Genomic DNA, 24,684 nt, shown 5'->3' on the forward strand with positions numbered 1-24,684 from the left:
GCTCAGGGTTGAACACCCAACACAAAGGTTTCCCAATCCTGCGGATTGGTCTTATCCGCGCCGACGGCCGCCCCTCCGCCATTGTTAGCCGTCCAGAAATGGCTCTCGTCGATGCATTGAATGGTCACTCTCGGGCTGTTTGACACGTCAAGATAGAAGGTTTCCCAGGGGCCGATCGCTGTCGCCTCTGCGATTAAATGAGAGCCTCCGCCGCCGACGGCGCCCACGTAGTGACTGTCGTGGGTTTGGAAAACAACCAGTCGTCGCTGCTTGCCGGAATCTGTGGTGACAGTCCTAAGGTCCAACATTCGCAGCTTTTCCCAGTCGCCGATCAACTCACCCTCTGCACCCATTCCGTCGCCGCCGCCATTCTTGGCTTGGACAAAATGTCCGTCAGAGGCTTGCAGAACAACGATGGAGTTACCCTGGTATTGACTCATCGCTGGCTTGAAGTCCGGATCCGGAGACCAAGAGGCGATATTCACCTGACCGGCTGGGTCAATGAAAGCGATGTCGAGAGACTCTTTGTGGCGCGAGAATGCCGAGAGCCCGCCCGATAGCTGCCGCAACACAGCGCCCAGTAACTCCTCCTCCCAGGCGGCTCCTTTCCAGAGCTGCAAACTCAGCGGCGTGGTACCAAATACGACCGCGTCGTTCAGCCCAATCGGGATGGCCGCAGTGATAGCCGTGGCGGGATCAAAACTCATTTTCCCGACCACTCCCCAGCTTTGAGCATCGGGCGAGGCGATATCCGGGGTTGCCCACAAGCTGCGATCAGGGTTAGCCGCATCGACACCGTAGATCCTGCCACGGATGGGAGCGCCTGTGGTGGCTCCGATGTGTCGAACGGCCCGCGGTGGTGCGGATGTCCAGTCACCGCGCAAGCCCTGATCGATGACTTCAACTCGCGAGACCTGCCGGTCCGGGCGAACCCCGCAGAGCAAAGTGCTGTCTTCATCGATTTTCGCGCAGGCTAGCGAGGTTTTGGCTCCCAGCCCACCTCCCGGCAATGTCTCCCAAACCGGCGAAAAACCGCCGCCCAGCCGCTTGCGCCTTCTGACTAGACCCTCGGTATCTGTCACAAATACCTCAACCAGCCCTGCGTGCCGCGAAATCGCGGCGATACCACCTTGAGGGTCGCATTTAACTCCGTCAATGACTTGCCAGGGCAGCAATTCCCACCCGTGCCCATTGAAATGATTGAAGCGGACGTCCCCGGCAGTGTCGATGACAAATGCGTCCGCCAATTCCCCGGAGGCGGCCGTCGCCACCTGAGCGGCCGGATCGCAGGTGACCCCCGACAGCGCAACAGAGCCACGCCAGGAGCTGCGCTCGAATTCGATGGTCACTCCCTCGGGGCTGACCTCGTTGACAGTTATGCGGATGGGCGCGATTCCGAGCGAGATCGCGGTGTTGGCGGCGGCAGGCTCGTTCGCGAGCAATAAGCTATCGCCCGATGAAGTGCTCAGGTAAACGCGAAGTCGAAGAGCCGGCAACGGATTGAGCGCACTCGGAAAGTTGCGGTCCCAAGCGGTCGATTCGCGAATGCAGGCGTAAATGCGACCGGCATCCGGACCCCATCCATCGAGCGTAGCCAACACTGCAGGTCCCCTGTTTTCCGCGGGAGCAGGTGCTCCGTGCCAAGGCTTCAAAAGGGCTGAACCCAATGCCTGCTGATCGACACGGCGCACTCTCGGGGCATCGGCATCTATCCAACCGCACTGGTCGACGAGAGCAGGGTTCATTCCAGGACCGGTGTCGCGCGACGTGCTGACCGCGATGAGCGCGGGAAATGTAGCGTCGACGAAAGTAAACTTCGTATCCTCACCACCCATTATACAGGTAGGGTCGCCGTATTCCTCACGGAAGAATGGAACAGTAGTATCGGCATGACCGGCTTTGCGGGTGCCGCGCCATTCGAAATAGTGACCCATTTCGTGGCTGACGCCGGCTGGAGAAATCAACGTTGCATGGACGTAGCAGTTGGAGTCGCCCCTCTTGCTGGAAGGTCTGCGTCGTTGGTAATTAGTAAAACCTCCACCCCGTCCGCGAGTAGCCCTTTATCTTTGGCTTGCGCTCCGGCCTGATCAATCTTCTCACGCGTCGTGAGCTTTCTCCAATCGGCTAATGTCTGGCTCAATTGAAGGGCAACATCGTTATCCCAGGTCAAATTGATGCGGCCACCTGACATGTCGCGCCAATAATTGGTGAGGGAGGCTTTGAGACCGGCGGAATAGGCGCCTGAAATACGACCTACCGGGCCAGGGACGAGATTTCCTTCTTCGTCCGACACGAAGCTCTCGACTAACACGAACGCCACATCCATCATTCCTGCTCCCGGTTGACGGTCACTCGCTCAGGCCTTCCGATTTACCCATAAGCAACTGGGGGATGCGGAGCGATCATTATCGAAGCATTTCGCCTGATATGCAGAATGAGATTAGCTGTATTTTGAACGAGCTGATCCAGAGGATCGATCGCAAGGGGAAATGTGATAGGCGATCTGGGGCATATCGGTTGGCGCTAAAGGCGATGCCTCGTCGCATTCTCGGATGGTCAGCTGTGTTCGTGGCCCTGGATGTCAATTGTCGGTGATAGTGCCACAGAGATGGTGTTCTGGCAATGTCCTCTGGAGCGCTCGCTCTCGCGGTGGTTGCGCGGCTTACTACAATTGGGGCCGACGTCGGCATTTACATCCTAGACTTTGCCGCCGGCGGCGGCATCGCACCTGAAGGTCTTCAATAAAGCTGCTGGAGTCCGGATTGGGGAACTCGACGCCAATGACAGCTTCTTGATGATGGCCCCGCTTGAAAACGGTGCCACCGGAGTCGTCCACGCGACCCGATGAGCAACTGCTGTGGGTTGAACGTGGAGGCACCATCGGCGAGGCCTCCTGACCAGCCTCAGCGTGGGCCGCGAACTCGGTGACGACGGCAACGAGTTCGGCTATTACCGCATCTCGGCCGGTGGTGACGACCGTCGATTGCCGTTGTTTACTGATTGTGGCCGCGTTATGACCTTTCAATTATCTGTGGGGTAGTCCATGACCACGGGTCCTATCAAGCCTCGTGATGAAGCGCTGACATCAGACGATCTTGCAATCTGCGATCGCGTTCTCGCAGCTGTCAAAGCGGAATTCAGTCTCGACGAGGGAAGCAAAGAGCTCACTCGATCAGCATCCATCATTATCGAACTTTATCGACAAGGTGTTCGCAACGAGCAGCAGTTGAAAATGCTCGTCTATGCAGCGCGCGGCAAATTTGACGCGCTGTAAATGTGAACATTTACAAGAATGCGGGAGAGACCGGCTGGGATTGACGCCATGTATCGTCGGCGGGGATTTACTTCGTCGCCAAAATCCGCACAATTTCGCGATCAGGTCGTGCTAGCGCTGCACCGGGAGTTGGTCGAACTGATCTTGCTAGAGCTGACCGACGGCAGGATCTCATCAAAGAGGTAATCGAGGGCGCTTGATACTGAGAGGGTGTAGTCTCACGCGCTGTGTTCTGCCAGAAGCTTAAGGCCAAGGGCGCGCGGTCAGCCGTCTCTTTGCGCGCCAATCATTAAAATTCTTCGAGGATCGCCCTCGCGACCGCGGCGGCACAAACGCTGGCATAGGTCTGCCAGTCGTCATTCTTTCTAACGTCGCCATAGTCGCATATGCCCCTGACATTCAGATAGGCGAGACCGGCCGACGCGGCCGCGATCGCAACGCCTGCGCCCTCCATCTCATATGCGATCATGCCGTAGGCTTGGTTCAACTTGTCGCGGTACTTCTCGTCCTTGAGCAGCGTGCTTGCCGAACCGATCGTGCCGACATGGAGGTAGGGTGCATCCGCGGGCCTTTGATAGGTCAATCCCTTGGTATAGTTGCGACCGGCGGAATTCGGATCGCGATCGCCGTCCGGGCGGGTGGAACTGCGGACTTTATCGCTACCCCGGCGTATATAGCCGTCCCAGGGCTTTTCGGCGACCTCGGGGCCTGTTCGCTCCTGCAGCGAGCGGAGGCGATCGACTGCGTCGAGCAGTTCGCGATCTCCAGGCGCGATATTGTCGCCGCGAAGCAGGAACTTGCCGTCGCTTCGTTTGACGTGGTCGTATTGAATCAGCTTGTCGCCAACTACGACGTCGCCCAGCCGCACGTCCTTTTCCTTGTCGGAAAGATTGGGTTGTCCAGCCGCAATGCCGATGAGCACCACGCGCTTCAGAAAATGGCACTTCGCAACGACACGGGCGGTGGCGGCCGCGGCCTGCGCTATTCCCTGCCCCGTCGTGCCTGCGATTGCGACATAGATATCGTTGCCGACTTTGTCCTGGAGGGTCACATAGCGAACCTTGAGGTCGGACCTGAACGGGGTCGGAATTACCTCAGCGTCACCGAAGATCACTTCGGTTGCGGCCAGTTCGTGCGGAATGGCGTTGATGACGGCAGAGTTGAGGCGCTTATAGACCGCAGCCCGCTTACGAACGATTTCCTCGAGCACCTGATTTGGCTGCATGTCGCTCTCTGGCCGGCCGGTATCGTGATGAACGTCGGCGGCCATGGACTATTACGCCTGCACCAGCGCCAGAGCGCGTTCTGCTGCCCCGAACTGGCCGAAATGCGCGAACGCCTCGGCCGCTTCCAAGGCATACATGTCGCGGCTCATCCCTTTGCCGATCTGGTCGAAGAGTTTCGCCTGCGCCACGAGGACATTTCCGACATATTTTTCTTGTTCCGTTGCAAGCAGGAACTCATGAAGCAGGTCGCAATAGGCGATTGCCGCACGCTCGCCCTCAAGGTTTGCGATATAGAAGCAGAAGTCTACGTATAGGCTAAGATCGTCGGCAGTCAGCGATGACGTGCCGATCGTGCCGGATATCGATCCGGTTTCCTTGTATCGCGAATAGAGCGCCGAAAAGAACGCGTTGATGTTCAATCCCAATTGGCGATGATTCTCATACATTGGGTTTACCCAAACTCCAGCTCGTCAAACGAACCCGGCTTTCGTCATGCCTTGATGAAACATCATCTGGCCGAACCTCTCAAGTGGTAGACCGGGCTACATAGAGAGGAAACTTTTAAGTTGTGTCAACAAGCATTACAGTCTGATTTGGTTAATAATTGGAAAACGGCGACGGAGTTAGATGTCATTTTCGTCGAATTTATGAGCCGAATATATCTTTGTAGGGCTGTCGTTACCGATCGCCTACCGCTTTTGGACGCTGTCTGGAGGAAACCTCGCCGTGCTGCGGTTGGAATGCTCACTGGGTATGCTGAATGGCCGTTTCAACTCCTCAAAGGCAAGCTGCTGATGCGGACAGCGGAATCTGCTTAATTCATTGAGCCCGCGCCAATGGATCTTCGCCCGATATGTCGGCCGCGTATCGCGAAGGCCATGGCGAAGCAGGAAGCTCAGGAGTTGTTGCTTGGCAATCTTCAACGCTTCCAAAGCCTGCTTGCGGGTTCGGATCAGATCGCGGATAGCCTTCTACTCTTCATCTGGCGTCTAGACCGGGGTGAGTTCCCCGGCTCGCCATAATTGGATAAGAATTTCCGCATCTTGTCGATCAACTCAGAGAGTATCAGTACAGCCAAGAGCTTATGGCGGCTGATTGTCCGAGCGTGAGTGGGCCCGCGTAGGATCAGAAGGTGGTCGCCGGCAGCCTCATCTCGCGGGGATCTCCTAGAAAATTCGTCGTGATGATCGCGAGGCCGTACCGGTTTTCGGGAGACGCGGTGTTTGGCTCGAAGCTGCGCGGTGTCGGGTGGAACGGAAAGCTGCATCCGGCGCGGCCGACGATCAATGCGGCTCAAAATATCCAACACTGCCGGAGCGGGCACGAGGACTGCGTTGGTCGAGACATCCATGGGATGTCTTGTCAAAAGCGTGATGCCGATCGTTGGATCCGTCTTCCCCCTTGATGTGTGGCCCCTTGACGTCTTCCCCACTGCCGTCTGACCATCAAGACACGGAGGTCTTCGCCAGGTCAGCCCTTCCTCGGGCTTTGAGCGTCACGGCCTTCAGATTCATTCCCGGGCCGATTCCCACAGTCTCGATGGGAGGCATTGGTGCGCGGAGCAGCATTTGTCCGGAATTCGGTCTTTGATGCGTGTCTATTTCGTTGCCGCCGTTGGCGCCTTGCAGCGAACGGATTTCGGGCGTCCGCAGGCGAGCATTCGGTTCAAAATGACGATGCCGATCGCGGCCTCTGTCTGCTGAGCGGCGAATGAACGAGCGCGTAAACGTGGCCCAATGATGCCCTTGTATCGGCCCATCGCGGTTTCAGCCAAAGCTCGTTTGCCATAGCCGCTGGATGTCTGCCATTTCAACCGGCCATCTATCCGCATGGAGGCTATGTGGTCGTCTCTCTGGCAGGATGCTTGGGCGTTGGGCCGTTCAACCGCGTTCGAGCGCGGCGGGATGACTACCTTTGCGCCTACACTGTGACGCAGCACGGCGTCATAGCTTGGCTCGCCATCATAAGCTCCATCGGCAGTGAACTGGCCAATCCTGCCGTCGATCTGGGCATCGCCGGCCTCCTGATCTGTCAGACTATGTGCAATAATCTCGCCACCATCGGCATCAACAGCCAGGTGCAGTTTTCGCCAACCACGCCGGGACTTCGCTCCGTGCTTTTCTTCCAGCCATTGGCCAGCGCCATAGATCTTCAGCCCGGTACTGTCGACCAGAACGTGAATGTGGCCATCCGCAACATGCTGCCGGTCGTTGCTTCTGGTCGATGGCTTCCAGGTTCTGGCCCTCCGGCTGAGTGTCATGTGATCGGGCACAGGCAAATCCAAACCCATCATGTCAAGCACCGAACTCAGAAGCCCTTCGCTCTGGCGCAAACGCAATCCGAATACCATGCCCAGCATCAGCGTAGTTTCGATCGCCAGATCCGAATAGAGAGGTTGACCACCGCGCGTCTTGCGACGTGGGGCTGCCCAGCCAGCCAGCGCTTCCGGCGTTATCCAAAGGGTTAAACTGCCACGGCCGCGAAGGCCCGCCTCATACTCCGCCCAGTTCGTCACTTTGAACTTCATTTTACCGATGTGATGGCGGCGGGCGGCGTTATGTTTGTGCGGCATGCTTGCAAATCGCGCTACGAACACTTTCTGAAGCAGGGCCAGCCCGGCTCCCGAAGCGGCTGCGTCTTATCTTGATCGCCGAGGAATTTGTTTAGTTGTTTCAACGCCTCGCATTATCCCTGCGACATGGTCGATGGTTCATATCCGTTCAAGGCGGAGTATTCGTCACGAGCCACCGACGCGCGTCATCAAAGCGTTTGATCCTCACCAAATCACCGAGCCGCCATTGTCTGAAATGAGAAGGAGTCTGCGTTCTTCTTGCTTTGGTCGCATCCAAACCGGAAATCGCGCGGGCGTTGCGCCCGCGCAGATCGCATCCTAGTCTACGGCATTCGCCGCCTTTTCGATCAGCGCCGTCACCTCGTCGGGGTTCGAGATCTGCAGCAGGTGGCCGCCCTTCACTTCGACTGTTTTGGCCTCGGACCGCTTCGACATCATCCGTTGCAGCTCTGGAGAAATCGTCCGGTCTTCCGTGGCGATCGCCGACCAGACAGGCTTGTCGTGCCATGCCGCAGCGGCGGCTTTGTACACGAAGATGGCGCTGTTGACCGGGGTCTGGAAGTTTGCGGTATATTGCGCTTCGTCCTCGGACACGCCGTTTGCCACATCGGCGATCCAGGCTTCGGGCTTCACCGTATAGAAGCCGTCTTTCAGAACCTGCAGCGAATCCGGCGGCAGCTTCGCCGGGATAGAGCTGTTGAGCTTGGCGAGGCTTTCGCCGATCTCGGGCTGGAAGGCCGCGACATAGACAAGCGCCTTCACCTCAGGGCTCTTCCCTGCCTGGCTGATGACCATGCCACCATAAGAATGGCCGACCAGCACGACAGGGCCGTTCGACATGGTAATGGCGCGGCGAACCGCCGCGATATCATCATCGATGGATGTCATCGGCATCTGCGCCACGACCACCTGATAGCCATCGCCGACAAGCCGCTTGTAGACGGAGCTCCATGCGCCACCGTCCATGTTCATCCCGTGGACCAGCACGACCTTCTTCACCTGCGCCATGGCAATTCCCGGTGTCGCGAGCATGGTCAATGCGACTGCGGTGAACAGGGGTTTGACAAGCTGTTTCAAAGTCATTTCGCGTCTCCTTCGTGGATTGCAACTGCACGAGAAGATTTATGGGTTGCTTCATTCAGCATATAGAGCGATTAATGTGATAGGGGTTATCATCTGGAGTGATAGATGGACTCGAGGCTAATTGCTGATCTTCTCGTACTTCAATCCGTGGCAGAGGCCGGCAGCTTTACCCGGGCCGCCGCGCGCATGGGGCGGGCGCAATCGGGCCTGAGCCAGGCGGTGCGTGCGCTTGAGGAGCGGCTGGGGGTATCCCTCCTGGCGCGGACGACGCGGAACGTCCGGCTGACCGAGGCTGGGCAGAACCTTCTTGCTGAGGTCGAACCCGCCTTCCGCCAGATCGCGAACGGGTTGAGCACCGCGGCGGCCGCGAGCAAGGAACCGACCGGGCTGATCCGCATCACAGCTTCCGATTTCCCCGCCCGGGAGATCCTGCTTCCGGCGGTGGCTAAATTGACCGCTGCCTATCCTAAAATAGAGGTGGACATCCAGGTGGCCGATCAGTTCGTCGACATTGTGAAGAGCGGCTTCGATGCCGGGATCCGTTTCGGATCGCACCTGGAGAAAGACATGGTCGCCGTGCCGGTCGGCCCTGACCTGAAGGCTGCGGTTGTCGGTTCACCAGACTATTTTCAGAAGCGGGGGCGTCCCCGCAGCATCGACGATCTCGACCTACACCATTGCATCAACTACCGCCTGGCGAGCCATGGCGCGCTTTACCGCTGGCTGTTTCAGGACGACGGCAGGGCCATCGAGTACCGCTCGCAAGGGCCTATTACGCTCAACGATGGGCGGCTGCTGATCGAGGCCGCTGCGACGGGGTTGGGCCTCGCCTATGTGTTCGAGGCACATGCAAAACACCAGCTCGCGGCCGGCTCCCTCGAAATCTGCCTCGGTGAATTTTGTCCAACATGGCCGGGCTACCATATCTATTATCCTAGCCGCCACCAGAAGTCCCCGGCCTTCGCCGCCCTACTCGCAATCCTGAGAAGCAAACGCTCCCAGGTGAGATAATTCATCGATCTTTACTGGCGCTTTCGAAAACGCAAAGCGTGGAAATTCCAGCAGCGGTAGCGGCGAGACTTCGGCAAAATCGATCATCACTGCTCGTTGATGTATTTATAAACGGTCGCACGTCCAATGCCCAGGACGCGCGAGACATAGGGGGCCGAGTTTCGCATGGAGAAGGCGCCACGCGACGAAAGAGCCAGAACAAGTTCTCGCTTCTCGGCCCTCGTCATATCCGACACTCTGACGCCTCGGGAATTTGTCCATTGCTGGATGTATTCGTTGATCCTCTCATGCCAGTCCTCTTTAAAGAGACTTGGCGGCTTTTCACTTTGTTCCGGTAGCCTGATGAGCGTCGACAGTGTCCGCATGACGGAATGGAACTCGGACAGATCTACATTGATGCAGAGCACTGCGAGGGGTTTCCCTTTGTGATCCGGCAGGACGATGCTGATCGCCTTGATCGTCCGGCCATCCCAGTTGATCTTTTCATAAGGTCCGATCAGTCTTTCATCCGGACGGAAGTCGATCTCGCTCAGCATGGACGGCTCTCCCAGAACGCGCTTGGAGAAATTGCCAGCGATGTGGATGACCGTCTCCGTCTTGAGTTCGTGCAGCACAACTTCCGCAAAGGGCTGAAAGAGCAGCGCGATCGCGTCGCAGACGCGCACATAGTTATCGAGTTCCTGTCTCACGGCCTGCCTTTCATCCACTGTGTACCGGATTCTAGCTTGACGTAGACAAAATGTCCAGAACGGAAAAAATATCCATACCATCTTGACTGTCGGTATAGAATGAGTGTTCATAGACGAAATGAGTTATCTGGACAAAAAGTCTATGATTGGTTCTCTAAGGGGTCGCGACCATGTCTTTGACGGAAGATGTGCGAAGTGCGGAACGACGCATCCGGCAGTACGTCAACAGCACGCCGCTTGAAGCGGCGCCGTACCTTCTGCCTCAAAGCGCCGACATTTACGTGAAGCTTGAAAATCTTCAGCACACCGGCTCGTTTAAGCTGCGCGGGGCACTCAACAAGGTCCTCACCAATCGAGATGCTGCACTGAACGCGCCGTTTGTCGCCGCATCATCGGGGAACCATGGCGCCGCACTGGCATATGCCCTGAAGCAGGTCGGTGGACAGGGTATCGTCTATGTGCCTGAAGGCGCATCCGTCGCCAAAGTGAAGGCCATCCGGAGCCTCGGTGCTGAAGTCAGGGTGCATGGGAAAGATACGTCTGAGACGGAAGCGCAAGCGCGACTTTTCGCTCAGGGGGAGGGTCTGGTTTATGTCTCTCCATACAATGACGAAGCTGTAATCGCTGGCCAGGGCACGCTTGGCATCGAAATACTCGAGCAGCTGCCAGACGTTTCCAACCTTTTTGTTGCTGTTGGTGGCGGAGGTCTGATCGCGGGCATCGCAAGCTACGTCAAAGACATCGCGCCTCATGTGAAGATCTTCGGATGCTCACCCGAGCGGTCGCGGGCAATGGCTGCGTCTGTCCGTGCCGGACGGATAGTCGAAGTCCCATTACTCGAGACCTTGTCGGATGGAACGGCTGGCGGTCTGGAGCCGGGAGCCATCACGTTCGACCTCTGCCGCAGGCTTGTCGACCAATGGGTCGATGTTACAGAGCAGGAGATTTCCACCGCGCTTAGAGACTTCATCAGGGGGAGCGGAACAATAGCGGAAGGCGCGGCTGGCGTTGCGCTTGCGGCCTCGGTCAAGGTCGAGCAGGATCTCCGGCCAGGCCGCTCGGTTGTCGTTGTTTGCGGGGGCAACATCAGCTCAACGACAATGGCGAGTATCCTGTCATGACGCCGTCGCGATTGAGCACGTTTTTTGCCGGTCGTGGCGCACAACTGGCTGCCATCAGGCATGACCTTCACGCCCGGCCGGAATTGTCGCGTGAGGAGACGGAGACCGCCAACTACATCCTGCAGCACCTTCGTGCGCTGGGGCTTGATCCGGTTGCTTGCGTCGGCGGTCACGGAATTGTGGCCGCCATTGCGGGCAGATCACCGGGACGTGCCGTCGCCCTGCGGGCGGAAATGGATGCCCTGCCCATCCTGGAGGAAGGGGCGCTTGCCTATAAATCCCGCCATCCCGGGAAGATGCACGCGTGTGGTCACGACGGACACATGGCCATGCTGCTGGGCGCCGCGTCCTATCTCGCATCCGCCAGAGAGTTTCCCGGAACAGTCTACATATTGTTCCAAGCCGCCGAAGAGCGCTTCAGCGGGGCTCGAGCCATGCTCGAAGACGGCCTGCTTCAGCGGTTTCCATTCGATGGCATATTTGGCCTTCACAATTGGCCCGGGATGAAAGCTGGCCACGTCGCCGTCCACAACGGGCCGGTAATGGCCGGGACAAACGAGTTCGAGATTACATTCCGGGCTGACGGCGGCCATGGCGCTATGCCGCACCTGACGGGTGATCCGATTGTTGCAGGCGGCTATCTGCTTTCAGCAATCCAGCAAATTGTCTCGAGAAGTATCAACCCGCTCGAGGCTGCGGTCATCACCATCGGTTCGTTTCAGGCTGGCGCTGCGCCGAACATCATTCCGGACAAAGCCGTCCTCACAGGGACATACCGGGCCTTCTCGCCAACCTTGCTTGCTCACCTCAGAAAGCAACTGGAAGCGGCGACGCAACATGCGGCAACGATTTCCAGGACAACCGCCAGCGTCACCTTCGACGGACCTGATTTTCCAGCCGTGGTCAATTCACTGGCCGAGGCTGAACTCGTTCGGGATGCTGTCAGGGAATTATTCGGGGCTGAACGATTGACAACCCTTCCTCCCGCAATGGCCGGTGACGATTTTGGCGTTTTCGCCGCGCACAAGCCGGCGGCCTATGTCTGGCTCGGCAACGGGGACGAGAGCGCAGGGCTGCACCAACCCGACTACGATTTCAACGATGCGATCCTGGCCGACGGCGCTTCCTTGCTCGCCCACATCGCTGAGACGTACCTCCTGAACAATGGGATACAGGTGGAGATTCAATGAGTGTTGCAGCAATCGAAGTCTCAAATCTGCACAAACGCTTCGGCCCGCTCGAAGTGCTCAAGGGCATTTCGCTGAAGGCTGACCAAGGTGACGTGGTTTCGATCATCGGCGGCAGCGGATCAGGAAAATCCACGTTTCTGCGGTGTATCAACGTCCTCGAGACGCCGAGTGAGGGGACGATAAAGGTGCATGGCGAGGAAATTGCCATGCGCCGGGACTCGGCTGGATCACTCGTGCCCTCAGACCGCCGGCAACTGCAAAAAATACGCTCGCGCCTCGGAATGGTGTTCCAGAATTTCAATCTTTGGCAGCACCGTACGGTGGTTGAGAACCTGATCGAAGTCCCGGTCCACGTTCTTGGCCAGCCCAGGGATGAAGCGATCGCGCTTGCGGATGAATTGCTGCGAAGGGTCGATCTCTACGAGAAGCGCGACGTCTATCCCTGCTTTCTCTCCGGGGGGCAGCAGCAACGAGCTGCCATTGCACGCGCACTCGCCATCAAGCCCGAGGTCATGCTGTTCGACGAGCCCACGTCCGCTCTGGATCCTGAACTTGTCGGGGAAGTCCTCTCGGTAATCCGGGATCTCGCGCTGGAGAAGCGGACCATGATCCTGGTGACTCATGAAATGAAGTTCGCTCAGGAAGTCTCCAGCAAGGTCGTGTTTTTTCAAAACGGCCTGATCGCAGAGCAAGGTTCGCCTGGCGACATCTTCGGCGCTCCGAAGACGGAAGCGCTCCGGAAATTCATCCGTTCCATCCACTGACATAAACAAAGGGGAAAATCATGCGCAGGATTATGTTTACCATAGCTATGGTTGCCAACATTGCAGTTGCGGGCATCGCCCATGCCGAGACGGTCAAAGTCAGCTGGGCAGCCGAGCCCTATCCACCCTTTACCTCGCCAGATGCGACCGGAAAATGGGAAGGCTGGGAAGTCGATTTCATGAATGCGGTCTGCAAGCAGGCTGCGCTCGAATGTGTCATTACGCCTGTAGCCTGGGACGGCATCATTCCGGCCCTGACCAGCAAGAAAATAGATATGATCATCTCGTCGATGACCATCACGGACGAGCGGCTGAAGACGATCGACTTCTCCGACAAGTATTACGATGCACGTGGCGCAATCGTTGGTGCGAAAGGCCAGAAATTCGATGCCACGCCAGAAGGGCTAAAGGGCAAAATCCTCGGCGTCCAGACGGCATCCATCCATCTGCGATATGCCCAGAAGCATTTTGCCGGCTCTGTCGACGATATCAAGGAATATCAGACGCTCGACGAGGCCCAGCAAGACCTGGCTGCCGGCCGGGTGGACGCGATTCAGGCGGACTCGTTCGCTCTCAACAGCTTCCTCAAGTCGTCCGCCGGCGCCTGCTGCGAACTAAAGGGATATGTGACCAAGGACGAAGCGGTGCTGGGACACGGCGTCGGCGTTGGCTTGCGCAAGGGCGACAGCGCGTTGCGGGACAAAATCAACGCGGCGATCAAGGCGATACGCGCGGACGGCACCTACGACAAGATCACCAAGAAGTACTTCGATTTCGATATCTACGGCGACTGATCCTGAACCGGTCGGCGGCGGAAGCTCAAGGCGCCGCCGACCCTGAGAACGACATCGAGGGTTTCAACGTGTTCGATCTGGAATTGCTGTCACTAACCCCTCCGGGCTGGGGCGCGACCTTGGTAAGCGGCTTCGTGAACTCGGTTTTGCTTGCCGTCGGTGGCTATGCTGTCGGGCTTGCCATCGGAGTATCAGGTGCGACGGGAAAGCTCTATGGCGGCTCGTTACTTCGCGAGATCCTGGACGACTATACCACAGTTGTCCGCGCGGTGCCGGAGCTAGTGCTGATACTGTTGCTGTACTATGCCGGAACGGACGCGATTAATCGTTTGCTGGCGTGGATCAGCGCCGGTTCTATAAACATCAATGGCGTCGCGGCGGGTATCGCTGTGATAGGGATTGTCCAGGGAGCTTATTCGACCGAGGTGATCAGGGCTGCCATTTTGGCGATACCCGCAGGGCAAATCGAAGCAGCAAGGGCGTTTGGCATGCCTTCCCTCATGGTACTCTGGCGGGTCATACTTCCGGCTATGTTGCCCTTTGCCTTACCCGGTCTTGGTAATCTATGGCTTGTCGCCACCAAGGACACTGCGCTTCTCGCCGTGGTCGGATTTAACGAGCTCACCTTGGCGACCAGGCAGGCTGCAGGCTCAACCAAGGCCTATCTCCTTTTTTTCTCGGCTGCGGCGTTGATTTATCTGGCGCTGACCATGCTGTCGACCAGCCTCTTTAAGCTCTTGGAAGCACGTGCCAGCCGGGGATTGATGGTGACACATGGTTAGGCAGCAACATCTAACCGCGGTATTCGGCGCTGGCTTGACAGGACGGATAAGGCTGAAAAAGCATCTTGTCTACGCAGCGATCGTTGTCCTTGCCGCCTACATCGGTCGTTGGGACTGGATCGGGCAATACTTGCCGCTGCTCGTGCGCGGTATCGGGATAACAATGCTTTTTCTGGTTGCCAGTTCGGCAATCGGCTTCCTTCTGGCTGTCCTGCTAGGCCTCGCCCAGGTTGCCGGTCCGGCGGTCGTGTCCTGGCCAGCGCGCGCCTTCTGCACATTCATACGCGGTACGCCTTTGCTCTTGCAGCTCTGGATGCTGTATTATGGTCTCGGCGCCCTCTTCGCGCAGTTCCCGGAGGTGCGCGGCTCGTTTGCTTGGCCATACCTGCGCACGGCCTGGCCCTACGGTCTTACGGCTTTGACCCTATCCTATGCCGGATACGCTGGTGAGGTGATGCGCGGCGCGCTGGCCAATGTTCCGAGCGGCGAGCTCGAAGCCGCTCGCGCCTTCGGCATGGGCCGCAGAACGGCCCTACGCAGGGTGTGGCTGCCTCGCGCCGTTCAGCGCGCACTTCCAACCCTCGTGGGGGAAACAATCCTGCAGCTAAAGGCCACGCCGCTTCTCGCGACCATTACCATCATCGATGTTTATGCCGCGGTTTCGAGAGTCCGGCAGGACACGTATTTGACCTATGAGCCGCTTCTGCTGCTGGCAGCCATTTATGTTCTGCTGACGGCCGGGCTGAGCGCATTGCTGAATATTCCCGGCCGCAGGAGGACTGTGCGATGAACGACAGTTTGCAGACCGGCATCGCGCCGGAAAACCGGACGAGCACAAGGATCACTTTTCCCGGCGGAGAGACATATGGCTGCGGACGCGTGCTTTTCGCAGCCGGGGCCGACCCAGGTACGGCCTACATTATCTGTGATCAGACACCGGTGCACCCCGAAAGCTTTAGATGGCCGGATCAACCGGCCGACACCGGACTGATCGCCTGGGGTGGCATCGAACGGAGACTCATCAACGCTTATGCCGGACTTCTCGACCAGGCAACCGGCGAACTTCGACTGCACCAGGCGGCGAGAGATTTGGGCAGGTGTCAGGACGGCTGGGCCGGAGTTGTCGTTCACGTCGTAACGGTGGGAGAACTTCCCGCGATCGGGACTGAGATCGAAATAACCGTCGATCGGCAACGCCGGCAGCAATTGAGTGCAGTCCACACGGCAGCCCACCTCGCCTCGCTTTCGCTGAACAGGGCACTGGCGCCGTTCTGGAGCAACAGCACCGAGGTCGGCGACTCGCTCGGTTCGCCGGATTTCGATAGGCATGCAATCACCTCGTCGCAGATTGGGCTCGAAGGTTCAACAGACGTCTACCGCATTGGAAAGACCCTGCGCAAAAAAGGCTTCGTCTTCGAGGCAGCACGAGCCGGACTGGCGGGCGTTGAAAGCGAAGTGAACGCGGTGATTGCGAAATGGCTTCAGGAACCGATGTCCGTTGTTGTCGAACCCGGTCATGCCCTGTTGGACTCGCGCCGCTTGTGGCGGTGCGCGCTCGAGGGTCGAACGGCGGAAATGTACTGTGCCGGAACGCATGTTGGTGATCTAGGCGAGATAGCCGATGTCAACGTTACGCTCGCGGCCAGCGCGGACGAGCTGATGATGCGCGCAAGCGTGCGCCGCGCCACCTAAAATCAACAGGAACCACATCCATGTTTTTTCAGTCTGACAACTGGGCGGGCGTTCACCCGTCCATAGCTGCGAACCTGTCAAAGGCAGGCGAAGGTTTTGCAGCCGCATATGGCAACAGCGACGCTGACCGAACGGTTCTGGACCTTTTCTCCGAGGTGTTCGAGCGAGACGTAAGTGTCTACTTTGTCGGAACCGGAACAGCCGCCAATTCCTTGGCTCTTGCCGCCATACAACGCCCTGGGGGTGCCGTATTTTCCCACTGCGAAGCCCATGTCATCGAAGACGAGTGTGGTGCCCCCGACTTCTTTAGCGGGATGCGAATGGCGCCAGTCGCGGGGCGTGCCGGCCGGATCGAGCTGGACCTTCTGAGCAAGGCCATGGGTGCCTATCCGCAGGACGCGGTGCATCACGGTCGATCTGCGGGGGTCACCATCACCCAGGCCACCGAAATGGGAACGGTCTATTCGCTAGATCAAATTTCGGCGTTGAGCGAGGTAGCACGCAGTCACAATGTCCCTGTGCACATGGACGGTGCTCGCTTTGCGAACGCTCTGGTTTCACTTGACACATCTCCCGCCGAAATGACTTGGCGTCGGGGTGTGGACCTCCTTTCGTTCGGCGCAACGAAGAACGGGTGCTGGTGCGCCGAAGCGATCGTGTGCTTCAATCAGGATCTCGCTGCCGATCTGGCATTTATCCAGAAGCGCTCGGCCCAGTTGTTCTCAAAGTCGAGATTCGTCGCAGCGCAATTTGAAGCCTATTTTGCAGACGGGTTGTGGCTGGCTTTGGCGCGTCACGCAAACAGGATGGCGGACCAGCTGCGGGAACGCCTGACTGCGGCTGATATGCGCCTCGCCTGGCCAACCACCACGAACGAGGTGTTCGCCATCCTGCCGAAGAGGGTCGCCGGCACTGCCCTCGGAAGAGGCGCACATTTTTATGAATGGCCGGTCCCGAGTTTTCTACAGGGCGAGGTTGCCGAGAAAGAAACCCTGGCCCGCTTTGTGACGAGCTTTGCCACGACGGATGCACATGTCGATGAGCTGCTGGAAGCCCTTAAGGCATAAGAAGACGGAAGCCGCCTGCCGAGGAGATGTAGATGGAAATTGAAATGGTGATCGGAGCCGCCTTGGAACGGGGCCAGGAGCCGGGTGAAAATGTGATCAATCCGAGGACAGGCAATATCATCGCTGAGGTGCCGGAAGCTTCGGCCGATCAGGTTGATCGTGCTGTCGCAGCGGCCGAGAAAGCGTTCCCATTTTGGTCACGAACAACGCCAGCCGAACGGTCCAGATATCTGTTATCCATTGCCGACCTTGTCGAACGCCACGCGTCTGAATTCGCGGCTCTGGAAACAGCAAATTGCGGCAAGCCCCTGCACTTGGTGATGCGAGACGAAATCCCCGCCGTCATCGACTGCTTCCGTTTCTTCGCTGGCGCTATTCGCACCTTGCAAGGTCCCGTTGCTGCTGAGTATCTGGCGGGACACACCTCGATGGTGCGGCGCGATCCTGTCGGAGTAATTGCCTCGATCGCGCCCTGGAACTATCCGCTGTTGATGATGGCCTGGAAGATAGCGCCTGCCATAGCAGCGGGAAACACTGTCGTCTTCAAGCCATCCGAGCAAACGCCGTTGACAGCGCTGAAGCTGGCGCGTTGCCTAATCGATGTTTTGCCGGCGGGTGTTGTCAACGTGGTTCTCGGGCGCGGCGCCAGCGTCGGAAATGTCCTGATCAACCACACAGATATCGCCATGGTATCGATCACCGGCGATGTGGGAACAGGCAAAAAGGTCCTCGAGGCAGCTGCCAAAAGGATCAGGCGAACCCACCTTGAACTCGGCGGCAAAGCTCCCGTTGTCGTCCTGGATGACGCGGATCTGAATTCTGTCGTGGCGGGCATACGTGATTTCGGGTTTTACAATGCCGGCCAGGATTGCACTGCCGCGTGCAGAATCTACGCGGGAAGCAAGATCTATGATCGGCTTGTGTCTGATCTGGCCGCGGCTGTTCCCGGGATCCGGTATGACATGGCAGACGATGCGTTCAATGACATGGGGCCGCTGATTTCCGCACGGCATCGCGACCGGGTGGAAAGCTTCGTCGCACAGGCTGCCGAACAGCCTCACAGCGAAATTGTCACTGGCGGCCGCAGAAAGGGTGGTGGCGGCTATTACTTCGAACCAACCGTCATTGCCGGCGCACAGCAGTCTGACCAGATCGTGCAACGGGAGGTGTTTGGGCCGGTGGTTTCGGTGACCCGCGTGCAGGACGAGGAGCAAGCAGTCCGTTGGGCGAACGACAGCGACTATGGCCTGGCGTCGTCGGTCTGGACATCCGATGTCGGCAAGGCGGTGCGCATCGCGTCACAGCTGCAGTATGGCTGCACTTGGATCAACAGCCATTTCATGCTCTGCAGCGAAATGCCCCACGGGGGCGGCAGAATGTCTGGTTATGGCAAGGATTTGTCTGTGTTCTCGCTGGAGGACTACACCACGGCACGGCATATCATGATCAACCACGCCGCGTGAGCGGACCATTGCCGCATGTTTGCGCTATGTTTTTTAACCTGACGAGGAGGCTTCGGTGCGATCAGCAAAGACCCAGACTTTGGAAATTGCTTATCTAGATCTTGGTCCGCAAGACGGGTGGCCCGTCGTGCTTTCACACGGGTTTCCCTATGACCCTCACGCCTATGACGATGTGGCACCGCTTCTGGTTGAGGCCGGTGCTAGGGTGATCGTGCCGTACCTACGCGGATTTGGCCCGACCCGCTTTCTGTCGCAGTCCACGCTTAGGAGCGGAGAACAGGCGGCTCTCGGCAAGGACGTGATTGATTTGCTGGATGCTCTTGGTATCGAGAACGCTATCCTTTCGGGATATGATTGGGGCGGCCTCGCTTCGTGCGTGGCCGCGGCGCTCTGGCCCGAGCGAGTAAAGGGCTTGGTCTCGTATGCCGGCTACGACATAATTGACGTAAAGCGACAGACCCATGCATACTCTCCAGAACTCGAAAATGTCCTGTGGTATCAGCACCTGTTCCAGCATGAACGCGGACGGGAATGCCTCTCTCTACACCGCCGGACTTTGTGCCGGATGCTCTGGAAGCAATGGTCTCCGCATTGGGCGTTTGATGATATTATTTACGATCGGACGGCTACTTCGTTCGAGAACCCGGACTTCGTTGATGTCGTGATCCACGCTTACCGTTATCATTTCGGGCATGCACCGGGTGACCCGGCCCTGCAAGACCTGGAACAGCGGCTTGCTGAACGGCCGCCGATCCTGGTTCCAGCCATAACCTTCGATGGCACGCAGGATCCGCTAAAGCCCGGTGGCACAGCGGATGACGCACCCATGTTCAAGGGGCGCCACCAGCACCGGGTCATAGGCTGCGGTCACAATCTCCCGTGGGAAGCACCGAACGAGTTTGCAGATGGAATTCTTTGTGTTCGGCAATGGGTGGTCGAAGCGGGTCATTGAATATCGCAGCGAGCGTTTCCGCCGCGAATGCGGTCGCGCAACTGGAGGATTGATGTCTAGGGCGCGACGCTATTTAATGTCCCGCGCTAATGAACCAATGTCCGCTGCCGTGATCGCTGCGCCAGAAGCGGATATTCTGTTGCCGCCCTAATTCCGCACATTAGCACGAACCCTGTGCTGCACGTTCATCTGCTGGCATTCACACGAGGTAATGGCGGGTCGGCGATCCGAATCCGCTCAACTGCAGAGAAACGATTTGGAATAGAGAGGTTGACCGTTCCCTTTGAGGTGACGCTGAATTTTCCAATTGTTTCAGATGGCTTTGACCCGGAAAGATTGATGATTTGACCGTTGAAAATCTCAGCCACCTGTGTCGTATTCCGGTGACCCAGCTTGCGCAAACTGGCCGACTATACTAGATTTGAGGAAATGTTATAGAGCGCCTCAAATGAAGCAGATCGACCTCATGTTCCGGACGATGGTCGCGGAGTTGCAGCAACGGACTTTTGATGCGCAGTGGTCGGCGGATTTCCCGCCCACTGGTCGCTTTGTCTCGGTCACGGTCGATAGCCGCTCATACTGGTATTTCGACCAACCGGACGGCAAAGGTGGTCAAAAGCGGCGCTATGTCGGCCCTGCTGATGATAACGAAATCACAACCCGGGTTGAAGCCTTCAGGGGTGAGAAGGACGATTACCAGAACCGCCGAAAGATAGTGGCGGCACTGACACGCGAAGCGGGTCTAATTGCTCCGGATCGCTTCACAGGCACAGTTGTTGAGGCGTTGGCATCGGCCGGCTTATTCCGGCTCCGTGGTGTCCTTGTCGGCACAGTCGCGTTCCAATGTTATGCGGCGCATCTCGGTATCCGGCTGCCTATGGCCGCGATCCTGACAGGTGACGCGGACCTGGCACAAGATTACGCGATATCAAGCGAGGTCGAGGATTCGATTCCACCGATTGTCGCTCTCCTTCAATCCATCGATCCGTCATTCCGAGCCGTGCCTCATGTTTCGGGTTCACCTCGCTCTAATGCGTTCCGAAACTCGACCGGTTACAGAGTCGAGTTCCTGACGACAAACCGGGGATCGGAAGATTACACGGATCAACCAGCTCAAATGCCGGCTCTCGGCGGCGCGTCTGCCGAACCTCTTCGATATATGGATTTCCTTATACGCGATCCGGTGCGAACGATCTTGCTGCATGGCGCCGGCGTTTCGGTCGTGGTGCCCGATCCATCACGGTTCGCCGTCCATAAACTGATCGTGGCCGGCCGCCGTCAAGATGATGCCGGTGGAAGGGCAAAGAAGGAAAAGGACCTGCGTCAAGCCGGAATGCTGTTTGAGGCATTGCAGGAAACCGGAGCTGGCCGCGATCTGGCAGATGCTCTTTACGAAGCATGGGGCAGAGGTCCATCTTGGAGGAGCGCGATCACAGCGGGCGTTGATGCCGTCCAGAAGCAATATCAACCGGCCGTCCATCGCACATTCGGCATTCTACCGGCCGATGAAATCGAAAAGTCCCGAGTCCTATTGCCGGAAAATAAGCCTTAATAAGAAGGTGGACATTGTGGTCCGGTCTTCCCTCATTGTGAACCAGCACCGAAGGTTGACCTACTGACAAAAGGCAGCAAGTGCATGAATTTACAGGAAAACCGTCGATCCGGGTGGGGTCATCATCGGCTCCGATCGTGACTGCAGCACCTGTGTGATCACCGTCCCCAAGTCGTGTATCAACTTCGACGCCGAACGACAGTCAGAGCAGTGATGCCGGCTTCATCGGCCGCACGCAGGAAGGCGTCCCAAAACTGCTGCGGATCGATCTGACCGCTGATCGCATCGACGCAAGCCTTCACCGCAGTCACATATTCTTCGCCGTCATCTATAGGCCATTCCTTGAGCAGCATATATGCCGCCTCGCCGAGGGTGCGGACGATCATGTGAGCTGGCTGGCCGCGCAGAGCCAGCCCGACAGGCGTGAATGCAGAGGTTGCGTCCAAGTTCGTTGTCCTCAACCTGCTCAAGGCAGGGATGGTAGTCCTGAAGGTTCTAATATACGCGCGTATTCCATATGGGCATTTGACGATTAATGACGGGGCGTGACCGGCCGTGAAGGTGCGGCCCTCGCTTGAGACGATCAGGATTTCGCTCGATTGCGGACGCATTCGCGCTATAATTACTCGGTTGGTCTTGGGGGGCAGCTTGGGAGATGTTTGATGCTCTCTGCTCTGTCTCCAGGGTGAGAGTTGAGTCTGCTTTCTGATTTCGCGATTGACGTCGAGGACCTAGAATTCCTTGAGGCGATCCTCGTCGATGCGTGCAACGAGCTGAAAATTTCTCCAGACCATCAGGGCTTCGTGACGCGGGTCGTAGATCTGCGCTCCAGGGCCACTCCCGGAGATTGTACGAACTCTTTAGGCCGAGTTCGCGAGCCAGGATCATGCCTCGTAATGCCGCTGACTGGCCTGCCACGATGGGGGGGCCTCGGCACCCATCAAGTGTCTGGGAAGCCACGTGTGGTTTTTCGGACGAGGCAGAATAGTACCTCCGCGAGAACACGCCGCTAAGGTCTTACCCCCAGCTGTCTTAAAAGCTTAGGGCGAATTATCCTCTTGTTTAATGTGTTTTTTTCTTCTGCTTTTCGCGATCATTAGAGTGCTGACAAGCATGAGCCGTTTGTCAGGGGAGGAACTTGTGGCGTCACCGACGGCGCGGGGAAGCGCGTGGCCTCTGTCGCGGAACGATTGAGGCAATCGGGGAAACCGGATGGGCAGTGGCGAGCTTATAAGGCCCAGACCATACTGAAATCATAGAGAGGAGGGGCTCCGCCTTAATAGTGTGATTCAAACGCACAAAATTAGTGTGAAGCAAGAGCGTCAAACTAGTGTGAATCAGATACATGATATTAGTGTTTGCCAAAAGCGCCAAATTAGTGCAGCTTCGGCGCAGGAAATAAGTGCCTGCCAGGAGGCTCATGTGGCGAAACCCAACGAACTGCTCGCGACATCGCTCGCCGAGCTGAGGGGCGTGACACAGAGCGGCACCCGATCAGTCGTGAAATCGGAAGAGCTCAGCCGTGTCCACCGGGAGCGATTGCAGACGAATGGCTTCCTGGAGGAAATAATGAAAGGCTGGCTGGCGGTGAACTCTCGACCGTCCGGCAACAACAGAATCGATACTGCCTGGAGCACCGTGTATTGGGAATTCATCGGACGATATCTGGACGATCGCTTCCCTAACGATTGGCGCCTCTCTGCAGAGGCATCCGTTGCGCTCTGGACCGACAACTACTCCATCCCCGCACAGGCGATTGTCAGAAGTTCGAAGGCAAACAACCAGCTTGTAAACCTGCCAAGCAACACTTCGCTTTATCTGCTGCGGACGCGGGAAACTGAACCCGCTGAAACAAAAGGCCGTCTGAGGCTGATGCCGATCGAGGAGGCGATCTGCAATTTGTCGCCAGAATCTTGGAAAGCGTCCGCGAGCGATGTCATTGCTGCTATCGGCTCACTCCGTGGGACAAGTACCCTGCTGCGATACCTGCTGGACGGCGGCCGAAGCCATGTCGGTGGCCGGATCGCGGGAGCTCTCCGCCATCTCGGCAGACCGCAAGACGCCGATACGATCCTCAAGGCATTGGAATCGGCTGGATACAACCCCCATGAGGACGACCCTTTTGACCCGGCGGCCGAGCTTATCAAGCTGGACGCACGGCGAGCCCAGGCACCGGCCGCCACGCGCATCAAAAACCTTTGGGCGAAAATGGGAAAAGACGCTCTCGGCCACATTGGCTTCGAGCAGGTACGTATCAATGATCGAGACGGCTACATCGCGCAAATCGACGAGCGCTATGTAGCAGACGCGTTGAATTCCCTTTCGATCGAGGGATATGAAGTTTCCGAAGAGCTGATCCGGAGGGTGCAGGACGGCAAGTGGGAGCCGGACGCCGACGCCCGGGACAACGAAACCAGGAACGCGCTTGCCGCCAAAGGATACAGACTGGCATTCGAGGAGGTTCGTAAGGACATTGCGAAGATCCTCAATGGGGCACCCACCGGCGAGTTGCTCGAAGCAAGGCACCAGGATTGGTTCCGGGCTATGTTCAGCCCGTCGGTAGCCGCAGGCATCAACGAGGCGCATCAATTGGCTGGCTATCGCTCGCATAACGTCTATCTACGCGGTTCATCGCACGTCCCCTTGCCACCGCATGCGATCGCCGACGCAATGGACGCGCTCTTCGAAAGCATTTCGAGCGAACCCGATGCTAGGGTGAAGGCGATCCTTGCGCCGTTCCTCTTCACCTATATCCATCCGTTTCCCGACGGAAACGGCAGGACTGCGCGTTTCATGATGAATGCCCTGCTGGCCGAAAGCGGAGTCCCGTGGACGGTCATCCCTGTGGCACGACGAGACGAGTACATGAACGCCCTTGAGGCTGCGAGCCAGCACGAAGACATCGTGCCCCTGACAATATTTGTATCGGAGCTAGTCAACGCGCCACCACCTGCCGGGATCGCGTGATGTGCTTCGGCGTACAAATTTGGCTCTGACGCACATCTGATGCAATTCTCTCATGTTGCGCCTATGAGGTGGGCCTGAAGAAGATCAAGCTTTCCGAGACCATACATCTGGCGCTTCACCAGCTTTAGCTTGGTGATCTGCCCCTCTGTTTGTCCGTTAGACCACGGTAAGACGATCGCTGCCCGGACTGCCTGAATATCTTTCGTGACCTTGCCCCCAAGTTTTATCCAGTTTTGAGTTCGCTCCAGTGGTTTTTTGAGGTGCTCCCCGTTTTTAGGCCAGCAGGAGCTGGAATTTTCCGGGGTTATGGCTCAGTTCGGCGGGGCTGCCGATGAGCCGTTCATCAGCGAAATCGGCACCTTGTTACCGATCGCGCTATGTGGCCGGAACTCGTTATACAACACGACGGCAGAACACCCACGGGACGGAGGTTCGCGAGCTTTTATATCCGTGGCATCCTTGGTGCGGTCAGCTCGTGCATGTCC

The 24,684-nt window shown here is 57.7% G+C and carries 23 protein-coding genes and 1 pseudogene; 15 read left to right on the forward strand and 9 right to left on the reverse strand.

The window, feature by feature from the left end; genetic code table 11:
* Positions 1-2 precede the first annotated feature (2 nt).
* Positions 3-1,934: a hypothetical protein gene (locus FHX15_RS25815; RefSeq protein ID WP_184401214.1), complete on the reverse strand. Its 1,932-nt coding sequence runs from the start codon at positions 1,932-1,934 to the stop codon at positions 3-5.
* 26 nt (positions 1,935-1,960) lie between these two features.
* Entirely contained in the window at positions 1,961-2,329 is a 369-nt protein-coding gene (locus FHX15_RS25820; RefSeq protein ID WP_184401215.1) for a hypothetical protein, read from the reverse strand.
* Between the two features lie 350 nt (positions 2,330-2,679).
* On the opposite strand from FHX15_RS25820, the pseudogene FHX15_RS31125 reads away from it, so the two are divergent.
* Together FHX15_RS31125 and FHX15_RS25825 are read left to right on the forward strand one after the other, a co-directional pair.
* A pseudogene (locus FHX15_RS31125) lies at positions 2,680-2,845 on the forward strand (gfo/Idh/MocA family oxidoreductase); the annotation flags it as partial.
* Between the two features lie 198 nt (positions 2,846-3,043).
* Positions 3,044-3,274 carry a hypothetical protein gene (locus FHX15_RS25825; protein WP_184401216.1) on the forward strand — a complete coding sequence of 77 codons (231 nt, stop codon included), beginning with the start codon at positions 3,044-3,046 and terminating at the stop codon, positions 3,272-3,274.
* A gap of 289 nt (positions 3,275-3,563) precedes the next feature.
* Here the strand turns inward: FHX15_RS25825 and FHX15_RS25830 are convergent, their stop codons facing one another.
* From FHX15_RS25830 to FHX15_RS25845, 4 genes are all read right to left on the reverse strand, one after another.
* A complete protein-coding gene (locus tag FHX15_RS25830) occupies positions 3,564-4,544 on the reverse strand; it encodes a phosphorylase (RefSeq protein ID WP_246779080.1) in 981 nt (326 codons plus the stop codon).
* A gap of 6 nt (positions 4,545-4,550) precedes the next feature.
* Positions 4,551-4,946: a hypothetical protein gene (locus tag FHX15_RS25835; RefSeq protein WP_184401217.1), complete on the reverse strand. Its 396-nt coding sequence runs from the start codon at positions 4,944-4,946 to the stop codon at positions 4,551-4,553.
* Between the two features lie 1,151 nt (positions 4,947-6,097).
* Positions 6,098-7,072 carry an IS5 family transposase gene (locus FHX15_RS25840; RefSeq protein WP_184401218.1) on the reverse strand — a complete coding sequence of 325 codons (975 nt, stop codon included), beginning with the start codon at positions 7,070-7,072 and terminating at the stop codon, positions 6,098-6,100.
* A gap of 318 nt (positions 7,073-7,390) precedes the next feature.
* A complete protein-coding gene (locus tag FHX15_RS25845) occupies positions 7,391-8,155 on the reverse strand; it encodes an alpha/beta hydrolase (protein WP_184401219.1) in 765 nt (254 codons plus the stop codon).
* Between the two features lie 105 nt (positions 8,156-8,260).
* On the opposite strand from FHX15_RS25845, the gene FHX15_RS25850 reads away from it, so the two are divergent.
* Positions 8,261-9,166 carry a LysR family transcriptional regulator gene (locus FHX15_RS25850; protein ID WP_184401220.1) on the forward strand — a complete coding sequence of 302 codons (906 nt, stop codon included), beginning with the start codon at positions 8,261-8,263 and terminating at the stop codon, positions 9,164-9,166.
* Positions 9,167-9,252: 86 nt separating this feature from the next.
* Here the strand turns inward: FHX15_RS25850 and FHX15_RS25855 are convergent, their stop codons facing one another.
* Positions 9,253-9,855, reverse strand: a complete 603-nt coding sequence (locus FHX15_RS25855; RefSeq protein WP_312861908.1) for a PAS domain-containing protein — start codon at positions 9,853-9,855, stop codon at positions 9,253-9,255.
* Between the two features lie 170 nt (positions 9,856-10,025).
* Here FHX15_RS25855 and FHX15_RS25860 point away from each other — a divergent pair, with 170 nt between their 5' ends.
* The 10 genes from FHX15_RS25860 to FHX15_RS25905 all read left to right on the forward strand — a co-directional run bounded on the left by FHX15_RS25860 (position 10,026) and on the right by FHX15_RS25905 (position 19,680).
* Positions 10,026-10,976, forward strand: a complete 951-nt coding sequence (locus FHX15_RS25860; RefSeq protein WP_184401222.1) for a threonine/serine dehydratase — start codon at positions 10,026-10,028, stop codon at positions 10,974-10,976.
* Entirely contained in the window at positions 10,973-12,166 is a 1,194-nt protein-coding gene (locus FHX15_RS25865; protein WP_184401223.1) for a M20 family metallopeptidase, read from the forward strand. The genes FHX15_RS25860 and FHX15_RS25865 overlap by 4 nt, the downstream gene beginning before the upstream one ends.
* Positions 12,163-12,930: an ABC transporter ATP-binding protein gene (locus tag FHX15_RS25870; protein WP_184401224.1), complete on the forward strand. Its 768-nt coding sequence runs from the start codon at positions 12,163-12,165 to the stop codon at positions 12,928-12,930. Before FHX15_RS25865 ends, FHX15_RS25870 begins: the two co-directional genes overlap by 4 nt.
* A 20-nt stretch (positions 12,931-12,950) precedes the next feature.
* The gene (locus tag FHX15_RS25875; RefSeq protein ID WP_184401225.1) at positions 12,951-13,724 is read left to right on the forward strand and encodes a transporter substrate-binding domain-containing protein; all 774 of its coding nucleotides are present in this window, start codon (positions 12,951-12,953) and stop codon (positions 13,722-13,724) included.
* 68 nt (positions 13,725-13,792) lie between these two features.
* Positions 13,793-14,506 (forward strand): ABC transporter permease subunit, encoded by a 714-nt coding sequence (locus FHX15_RS25880; RefSeq protein ID WP_312861909.1) that lies wholly within the window; start codon positions 13,793-13,795, stop codon positions 14,504-14,506.
* A 34-nt stretch (positions 14,507-14,540) separates the two neighbouring features.
* Positions 14,541-15,296, forward strand: a complete 756-nt coding sequence (locus tag FHX15_RS25885) for an ABC transporter permease (RefSeq protein ID WP_246779081.1) — start codon at positions 14,541-14,543, stop codon at positions 15,294-15,296.
* Complete coding sequence (locus FHX15_RS25890; protein ID WP_184401227.1) at positions 15,293-16,198, forward strand: hypothetical protein; 906 nt, start codon at positions 15,293-15,295, stop codon at positions 16,196-16,198. The genes FHX15_RS25885 and FHX15_RS25890 overlap by 4 nt, the downstream gene beginning before the upstream one ends.
* Positions 16,199-16,218: 20 nt before the next feature.
* The gene (locus tag FHX15_RS25895; protein ID WP_184401228.1) at positions 16,219-17,265 is read left to right on the forward strand and encodes a threonine aldolase family protein; all 1,047 of its coding nucleotides are present in this window, start codon (positions 16,219-16,221) and stop codon (positions 17,263-17,265) included.
* Positions 17,266-17,297: 32 nt separating this feature from the next.
* Entirely contained in the window at positions 17,298-18,728 is a 1,431-nt protein-coding gene (locus tag FHX15_RS25900; protein ID WP_184401229.1) for a gamma-aminobutyraldehyde dehydrogenase, read from the forward strand.
* 55 nt (positions 18,729-18,783) lie between these two features.
* The gene (locus FHX15_RS25905) at positions 18,784-19,680 is read left to right on the forward strand and encodes an alpha/beta fold hydrolase (RefSeq protein WP_184401230.1); all 897 of its coding nucleotides are present in this window, start codon (positions 18,784-18,786) and stop codon (positions 19,678-19,680) included.
* A 185-nt stretch (positions 19,681-19,865) separates the two neighbouring features.
* On the opposite strand, the gene FHX15_RS25910 is transcribed toward FHX15_RS25905, so the two are convergent.
* Positions 19,866-20,048: a hypothetical protein gene (locus tag FHX15_RS25910; RefSeq protein WP_184401231.1), complete on the reverse strand. Its 183-nt coding sequence runs from the start codon at positions 20,046-20,048 to the stop codon at positions 19,866-19,868.
* A gap of 80 nt (positions 20,049-20,128) precedes the next feature.
* On the opposite strand from FHX15_RS25910, the gene FHX15_RS25915 reads away from it, so the two are divergent.
* Positions 20,129-21,232, forward strand: coding sequence for a GSU2403 family nucleotidyltransferase fold protein (locus tag FHX15_RS25915; RefSeq protein ID WP_184401232.1), 1,104 nt, complete (start codon positions 20,129-20,131; stop codon positions 21,230-21,232).
* Between the two features lie 179 nt (positions 21,233-21,411).
* Here the strand turns inward: FHX15_RS25915 and FHX15_RS31130 are convergent, their stop codons facing one another.
* Positions 21,412-21,678 (reverse strand): DUF982 domain-containing protein, encoded by a 267-nt coding sequence (locus FHX15_RS31130; protein WP_281413833.1) that lies wholly within the window; start codon positions 21,676-21,678, stop codon positions 21,412-21,414.
* 976 nt (positions 21,679-22,654) lie between these two features.
* Here FHX15_RS31130 and FHX15_RS25925 point away from each other — a divergent pair.
* A complete protein-coding gene (locus tag FHX15_RS25925) occupies positions 22,655-24,199 on the forward strand; it encodes a Fic family protein (RefSeq protein ID WP_184401234.1) in 1,545 nt (514 codons plus the stop codon).
* The last annotated feature ends 485 nt before the right edge of the window (positions 24,200-24,684 follow it).

This window comes from Rhizobium sp. BK650 (assembly GCF_014195325.1).
Lineage (GTDB): Bacteria > Pseudomonadota > Alphaproteobacteria > Rhizobiales > Rhizobiaceae > Rhizobium.